This window comes from Streptomyces sp. NRRL WC-3549, from assembly GCF_000721935.1.
Taxonomy (GTDB): domain Bacteria; phylum Actinomycetota; class Actinomycetes; order Streptomycetales; family Streptomycetaceae; genus Streptomyces.
The window spans coordinates 132,169-139,041 of record NZ_KL585383.1; the positions used below are offsets into that span (position 1 = coordinate 132,169).

Sequence of the window (6,873 nt, forward strand, 5' to 3'; positions counted from 1 at the left end):
GGGCGGGGCTCCCGTCCAGCCTGAGGTGGAGGCCCTTCTCCTCGGCCAGCGGGCGCCAGGAGCCGACGCGTTCGGCGGTGAGCGCCGCGATGTCGGTGAGGTGCAGGTCGGCCTCGGCGTGTTCGGCCAGGGCCAGGTCGAGCAGGTCGTCGAGGACGCGGGCGAGGCGCTTGCCCTCCGTACGGACGGAGGCGATCTCCTCGTTGCCGTCGGGGAGTTCCAGGGCGAGGAGTTCGATGCGCAGCAGCAGTGCGGCCAGCGGGTTGCGCAGCTGGTGCGAGGCGTCGGCGACGAAGGCGCGCTGCTGCTCCAGCACCTCCTCGACGTTGTCGGCCATCTCGTTGAACGAGCGGGCCAGCCGCCTGAGTTCCGGGGGCCCTCCGGAGGCCGCGACCCGCGACCTCATCCGCCCGCCGGCGATGTCGTGGGCGGCCGCGTCCAGGGTCCGTACGGGCAGGAGCACCCATCCGGCGAGACGGAACGCCGCGCCCAGCGCCACCAGCATGGCGACGGACTCACCGAGCCCGATGAGCAGCCAGCCGCGCAGGGTGCGGGACCGCATCTCGCCGGTGGGTGAGTCGGTGACCACCACGGCGACCACGTCCCCGTCCCGGACCACCGGTGAGGCGACGACGACCCGGCCGTCCTGCCAGGGCCACACCTGGGGCGGGTCGTGCGAACGGCGCCCGAGCAGCGCCTCCTTGAACGCCTCGCGCCCCTCCCCCTCAAGGGGAAGGGACCAGGAGGCCGGCGCCTTGGCCAGGGCGCGGTCGTCCCGGTAGAAGACCCCGACCCTGATCCCGTACACCGATTCGTAGGCCTCGAGCTCGGTCTGCAGGATCCGCTGCCGCTCGTCCGCGCCTTCGAGGGGCTCGCTGACGAACTGGGCGAGCGCGGAGAAGCGCGCCGTGTCGTCGATCCGGTCGATGACGACCTGCTGCTGTTCGGCCGCGGCGACGCGGACCGCCAGCGGCAGGCCGAGGGCGAGCAGGACGGCGGCCATCAGCACGATGAGCAGCGGGAGCAGGCGGGTGCGCACCGGTGACGTACGCCCTCAGCGGGACGGCGGGACGAGCCGGTAGCCGACGCCCCGCACGGTCTCGATCAGGGCGGGCAGCCGCAGCTTGGAACGGAGCGACGCCACGTGCACCTCCAGCGTGCGCCCCGTCCCCTCCCAGCTGGTGCGCCACACCTCGCTGATGATCTGCTCGCGGCGGAAGACCACCCCCGGACGCTGCGCGAGGAGGGCGAGCAGGTCGAACTCCTTGCGGGTGAGCTGGATCTCCTGACCGTCGACGCCGACCTTCCGGGTGGGCAGTTCGATGCGCACGGGCCCGATGAGCAGGGCCGCCGACGGGTTCGCCCCGGTGTCCTCGCCCGTCGTGCCGCGCCGGGCGACGGCGTGGATGCGGGCGAGGAGTTCCCCGGTGTCGTACGGCTTGACGACGTAGTCGTCCGCGCCGAGGTTCAGGCCGTGGATGCGGGAGCGGACGTCGGCCCGGGCGGTCACCATGATCACGGGGATCGCGGACCGCTTGCGGATCTTCCCGCACACCTCGTAGCCGTCCTGGTCGGGCAGCCCGAGGTCCAGGAGCACGACACCGAAGGGCTCCTGTGCGGCGGGGAGCAGTGCCTGCAGGGCCTCCTCACCGCTGCGCGCGTGCACCACCTGGAACCCGTGGCGCGCGAGCACGGCGGACAGGGCCGCCGCGACGTGGTTGTCGTCCTCGACGAGCAGCAGTCTCATGGCCCTCCTCTCCGTCTCGCGGGGTGCGCGGCCGGCCTCTCCGCCCCGCGGGTGCGCGGGCGGGCCGGAACCACGCGTGCCGGCGCGTACAGGGCATCCACTCCGATGACGGGTGCGCACGTCAAGCCCCTCTCCGTTCGCACGGTGTTTCCGTTATGGACCCGGTACGCCGATGTGCGCGTCAGGACGCCCCGTTCACACGGAGTGTCCGGTTGCGGCCGGATCGTTATGCTCAATTTCCGCTCAGATGTAATGACGCTGATCGCACTGCGTCACTAGGGTCCTTCCCTAACCGAGGAGGACGGAGCAAGAAGCCGATGAGCGGAGTTTCAGTGACCAAGGCCGCCGAGGATGCCGCACCTGTGGCGGACGACCTTGTCGTACTGAGCGACGTCAACAAGCACTTCGGCGCGCTGCATGTGCTCCAGGACATCGACCTGACCATCGCCCGTGGCGAGGTCGTGGTCGTCATCGGGCCCTCCGGGTCCGGGAAGTCCACGCTGTGCCGCACGATCAACCGCTTGGAGACGATCGACTCGGGCGCGATCACGATCGACGGCAAGCCGTTGCCCCAGGAGGGCAAGGAGCTGGCCAGGCTGCGTGCCGACGTCGGCATGGTCTTCCAGTCGTTCAATCTCTTCGCGCACAAGACGGTCCTCGAGAACGTCATGCTGGGCCAGATCAAGGTCCGCAAGGCGGACAAGAAGGCCGCCGAGGAGAAGGCCCGGGCCCTGCTCGACCGGGTGGGCGTCGGGGTACAGGCCGACAAGTACCCGGCGCAGCTCTCCGGCGGCCAGCAGCAGCGGGTGGCCATCGCCCGCGCCCTGGCCATGGACCCCAAGGTCATGCTCTTCGACGAGCCCACGTCGGCGCTCGACCCGGAGATGATCAACGAGGTGCTCGAGGTCATGCAGCAGCTGGCCCGCGAGGGGATGACCATGGTCGTCGTCACCCACGAGATGGGCTTCGCCCGCTCGGCCGCCAACCGGGTCGTCTTCATGGCGGACGGGAAGATCATCGAAGAGGCCACGCCGGACCAGTTCTTCAGCGCTCCGCGCAGCGACCGGGCCAAGGACTTCCTGTCGAAGATCCTGCACCACTGACCTTCTCGCGCGACGGACGCCCGTCAGCACGCCATCAACGACCCACGACACGAGGACTGTTCCCATGAAGCTCCGCACGTCGGCCGCCGTCGCGGCCATCGCCGTACTCGCCCTGACCGCGACCGCCTGCGGCGGCCAGGAGGGCTCCGCCGGTGACAAGCCGTCGGGCGTCAAGCCCGGCGGGACCGAGGCGCCCGCGCTCCCGAAGTACACCGTGGCCACCGGGATGGACCTGGACTCGCCGGCCTTCAAGAAGGCCAAGGACCGCGGCAAGCTGATCATCGGCGCCAAGGCCGACCAGCCCTACCTCGGCTTCGAGGACCAGGCGACCAAGGAGCGTTCCGGCTTCGACATCGAGATCGCCAAGATGATCGCGGCGGACCTCGGCTTCTCCGAGAAGCAGATCGAGTGGAAGACCGTCGACTCCGGCATCCGCGAGACGGCGATCGCCAAGGGCCAGGTCGACTACCTCGTCGGTACGTACACGATCAACGACGAGCGCAAGAAGCAGGTCGGCTTCGCGGGCCCGTACTACAAGGCCGGCGCCGACCTCCTGGTCCGCACCGAGGAGACCGCCATCACCGGCAAGGACGCGGTGAAGGGCAAGAAGGTCTGCTCCATCGTGGGCTCCACGCCGCTCCAGGAGATCAAGAAGCCCGAGTACGGCGCCTCGGTCGTCGAGCTGGCCAAGTACTCGGACTGCGTGCAGCAGCTGCTGACGAAGCAGGTCGACGCCGTCACCACGGACGACTCGATCCTCAAGGGCTACGCCGCGGCCAACTCCGGCAAGCTCAAGGTCGTCGGCCAGCCGTTCACCGAGGAGCCGTACGGCATCGGTCTGAACAAGGACGACAAGGCGCTCCGCGACGCGATCAACACCTCGCTGGAGAACCACGTCAAGGACGGCACCTACAAGAAGATCTACGAGGCGACCCTGGGCCTGTCCGGTTCGGACTACACCGAGCCGCCCGCCGTCGAGCGCTACTGACCGGCGCCCCCCGACGTCCTGTCACCGGCACCCCGCGTGCCGGTGAGGCGTCCCGTACGCCGCCCGCCCCCGGCGCGGCGGGCGTACGGGGCGCCCCTTCCCCTGCCCTGATGCCGCTGACCGCCGACGCGGAGACCTCATGAACGTATTGCTCGACAACTTCCCAGAGTTCCGCGACGGCTTCATAGGAACTGTGTCGATCACCGTCGTCAGCTCGGTCATCGCCCTGGTCCTGGGTGTCCTCATCGCCGGCTTCCGGGTCTCTCCCGTACCGCCGCTGCGAGTCTTCGGCACCGCCTGGGTGACCCTGCTGCGCAACACCCCGCTGACCCTGCTCTTCCTGATCTTCTTCTTCGTCGTACCGGAGATCTTCTTCCCGGGCATGAGCCCCTTCCTGCTCGGCTCGCTCGCGCTCGGCCTCTACACCTCGTCCTTCGTGTGCGAGGCCGTCCGTTCGGGCATCAACACCGTCCCGCTGGGGCAGGCCGAGGCCGCGCGGTCCATCGGGATGACATTCGCGCAGACCCTGCGGATGGTGGTTCTCCCGCAGGCGACCCGCACCGTCATCCCGCCGCTGAGCAGCATCTTCATCGCGCTCACGAAGAACTCGGCGATCGCCGGCGCCTTCAGCGTCACCGAACTCTTCGGCTGGCAGAAGCTGATGAGTGACAGGGGCTACGACATCGTCCCGGTCTTCGTCTGGGTGGCCCTCGGCTATCTGGTCGTCACCTTTGCCATCAGCGGTCTGTTCCGGCTGCTCGAGCGCCGTATGGAGGTCGCCCGATGAGTGCCAGCGTTCTCTACGACGCCCCGGGCCCCAAGGCCCTCGTCCGCAACCGCGTCTACGCGGTCGTCGGGTCCCTCGCGATCGTCGCCCTGGTCGCCGTCGGTGTGATGAGGCTGGCCGACAAGGGGCACCTCGCCCCCGAGATGTGGGACATCTTCAACTACTCCGGCATCCGCCAGAACATCGCCGACGGCGTGCTCGCCACGCTCAAGGTGTTCGGGCTGGCCGCGGCCGGCTCCCTGGTGCTCGGTGTGGTGCTGGCCGTCGGCCGGCTCTCCGACCACAAGCCGGTCCGCTGGCTGGCGACCGGGTTCATCGAGCTGTTCCGGTCCATCCCGCTGCTGATCACGATCTACGCCATCTGGGTCGGCTTCCTGACCGACTACTCGATGTGGGCGCTGGCCGTGGGTCTCTCGGTCTACAACGGCTGCGTCCAGGCCGAGGTGCTGCGGGCGGGTATCAACTCGGTGCCCAAGGGGCAGAGCGAGGCGGCGTACGCCCTGGGGATGAGCAAGACCCAGGTGATGGTCGGTGTGCTGATCCCCCAGGCCGTCCGGGCGATGCTGCCGACGATCATCAGTCAGCTCGTGGTGACCCTCAAGGACACCTCGCTCGGCTACATCATCCTGTACCCGGAGCTGCTGAACAGCGCCCGTCTGATCGCCTCCAACACCCTGGTCAACGGCCAGTACCCGTACGTCTCGACGATCGCCGTCATCGGTGTCGTCTACGTCGCGATGTGCCTGCTGCTGTCGGCACTCGCCACCTGGATCGAGAAGCGCGGCCGCCGGGCCCGGACGGGCATCGTGGTGGCCGACGCGGCACCGCCCACCGAGACCGCGAACGTCACGCCGCCTCCGGGCACCCCGTAGACGTGTGAGCGAGCGGCGGGGGCCGGGTGCGGGCGCACCCGGCCCCCGCTTCGGCTGCTCCGGGTCCTCGGGCCGGCCGGGTCCCGTCCCGGCTTCGGCGGCGCACTCGGGGCGCACACGCGGACGGGCGGGCCCGCCCTCGGGCCCCGGCTCGTGGCAGGTCAAGGCGTACGCGTGCGCCCCGGGGCACCCGTGCCCGCGCCGGGACCCGTCTGTCACTTGACGCAAGCGCCGGCAGTGAGTTGCATACGTTCTGTGATCGCGCCCCGAGCATCCGCCTCCCCGCCTTCGTCGCCCTCCTCCCGTCTGCCCGCGCCGCGCCGAGGAGCCTCGCCGTGGACCCGGTGATCGTCGTCGGCGCCGGTCCGGTGGGCCTCGCGCTGTCGCTCGCGCTCGCGGACCAGGGCGTCCCCTCCGTCGTGCTCGACGAGGGCCCCGGGAAGGACGAACCGCGTCCTGCCCGCACCGTCGTCCTGCGCGAGGACACCGCGGACCTGGCACTGCGGCTCGGCTGCGCGTCGCTGCACGAGGACGGCCTGCGCTGGACCGGCTGGCGGTCGGTGCGCCGCAAGCAGCTGGTGCGGGCCGTGCCGCTGGGCGAGGAGGACGGCACCGTCCCGCTGCCTTCGCCCGTCCATCTGCCCCAGCACGCCCTGACGGAGGGTCTGCGGGCCGCGGCCGGCACACACGAGCTGGTGCGCCTGGTGCCCTTCAGCCGGCTCGACACACTGGAACAGGACCCCCACGGCGTCACCGCGCACACCAGGGGGCCCGGATCCACCTGGTGGCGCGGAAGCTACCTGGTGGGCTGCGACGGTGCACGGTCCACCGTGCGCAAGCTGCTGGACATCCGCTTCCCGGGCCGTACGGCGGTGGAGCGGCACGCCGTCGCCGCGCTCCGCGCCGAGCTGCCCTGGCCGGGCGAGGCCGTGCTGCACCGGTCTCCGCCCTGGCGCACGGGCGGCGCCGAGGTCACCGCGCGCCCGCTGCCCGACGGGGTCTGGCGGCTCGACTGGCTCCTCCCGCCGCGGGGCGAACTCGTCACCCCGGACGCCCTGATCACCCGCATCCGCGACACCCTGGCGGGCTGGTGCGGCGAGACCCCGCCCTACGAGCTGCTCGACACCGGCGTGTACACGCTCCACCACCGGCTGGCCCGGCGGTGGCGTTCCGGGCGGGCCTTCCTCGCCGGGGACGCCGCCCACCTCTTGGGGGCGCTCGGCACCCAGGGCCTGGACGAGGGCCTGCGGGACGCCGAGAACCTGGCCTGGAAACTGGCGCAGGCCTGGCACCAGGACGCCTCCGAGCTGCTCCTCGACAGCTACCAGGCCGAGCGGCGGGCCGCGGTCGCCTCCCGGCCTGTCTCTTATACACAT

7 protein-coding genes are annotated in these 6,873 nt (G+C 70.6%); 5 read left to right on the forward strand and 2 right to left on the reverse strand.

Annotation, left to right across the window (positions count from 1 at the left end; all coding sequences use genetic code 11):
- Both IH13_RS36570 and IH13_RS0102780 read right to left on the reverse strand, forming a co-directional pair.
- On the reverse strand, positions 1-1,039 hold a 1,039-nt coding region (locus tag IH13_RS36570; RefSeq protein ID WP_031080752.1), incomplete at its 3' end, for a histidine kinase dimerization/phospho-acceptor domain-containing protein.
- A gap of 15 nt (positions 1,040-1,054) precedes the next feature.
- Positions 1,055-1,747: a response regulator transcription factor gene (locus IH13_RS0102780; RefSeq protein WP_031080754.1), complete on the reverse strand. Its 693-nt coding sequence runs from the start codon at positions 1,745-1,747 to the stop codon at positions 1,055-1,057.
- 317 nt (positions 1,748-2,064) lie between these two features.
- On the opposite strand from IH13_RS0102780, the gene IH13_RS0102785 reads away from it, so the two are divergent.
- From IH13_RS0102785 to IH13_RS0102805, 5 genes are all read left to right on the forward strand, one after another.
- Complete coding sequence (locus tag IH13_RS0102785) at positions 2,065-2,850, forward strand: amino acid ABC transporter ATP-binding protein (protein ID WP_031080755.1); 786 nt, start codon at positions 2,065-2,067, stop codon at positions 2,848-2,850.
- A 64-nt stretch (positions 2,851-2,914) separates the two neighbouring features.
- Complete coding sequence (locus IH13_RS0102790) at positions 2,915-3,838, forward strand: glutamate ABC transporter substrate-binding protein (RefSeq protein WP_031080757.1); 924 nt, start codon at positions 2,915-2,917, stop codon at positions 3,836-3,838.
- A 139-nt stretch (positions 3,839-3,977) separates the two neighbouring features.
- Entirely contained in the window at positions 3,978-4,625 is a 648-nt protein-coding gene (locus IH13_RS0102795) for an amino acid ABC transporter permease (protein WP_031080759.1), read from the forward strand.
- A complete protein-coding gene (locus IH13_RS0102800; RefSeq protein WP_031080760.1) occupies positions 4,622-5,497 on the forward strand; it encodes an amino acid ABC transporter permease in 876 nt (291 codons plus the stop codon). Before IH13_RS0102795 ends, IH13_RS0102800 begins: the two co-directional genes overlap by 4 nt.
- Positions 5,498-5,832: 335 nt before the next feature.
- Positions 5,833-6,873 (forward strand): FAD-dependent monooxygenase (locus IH13_RS0102805; RefSeq protein WP_199814591.1); only part of this gene is annotated, 1,041 nt, incomplete at its 3' end.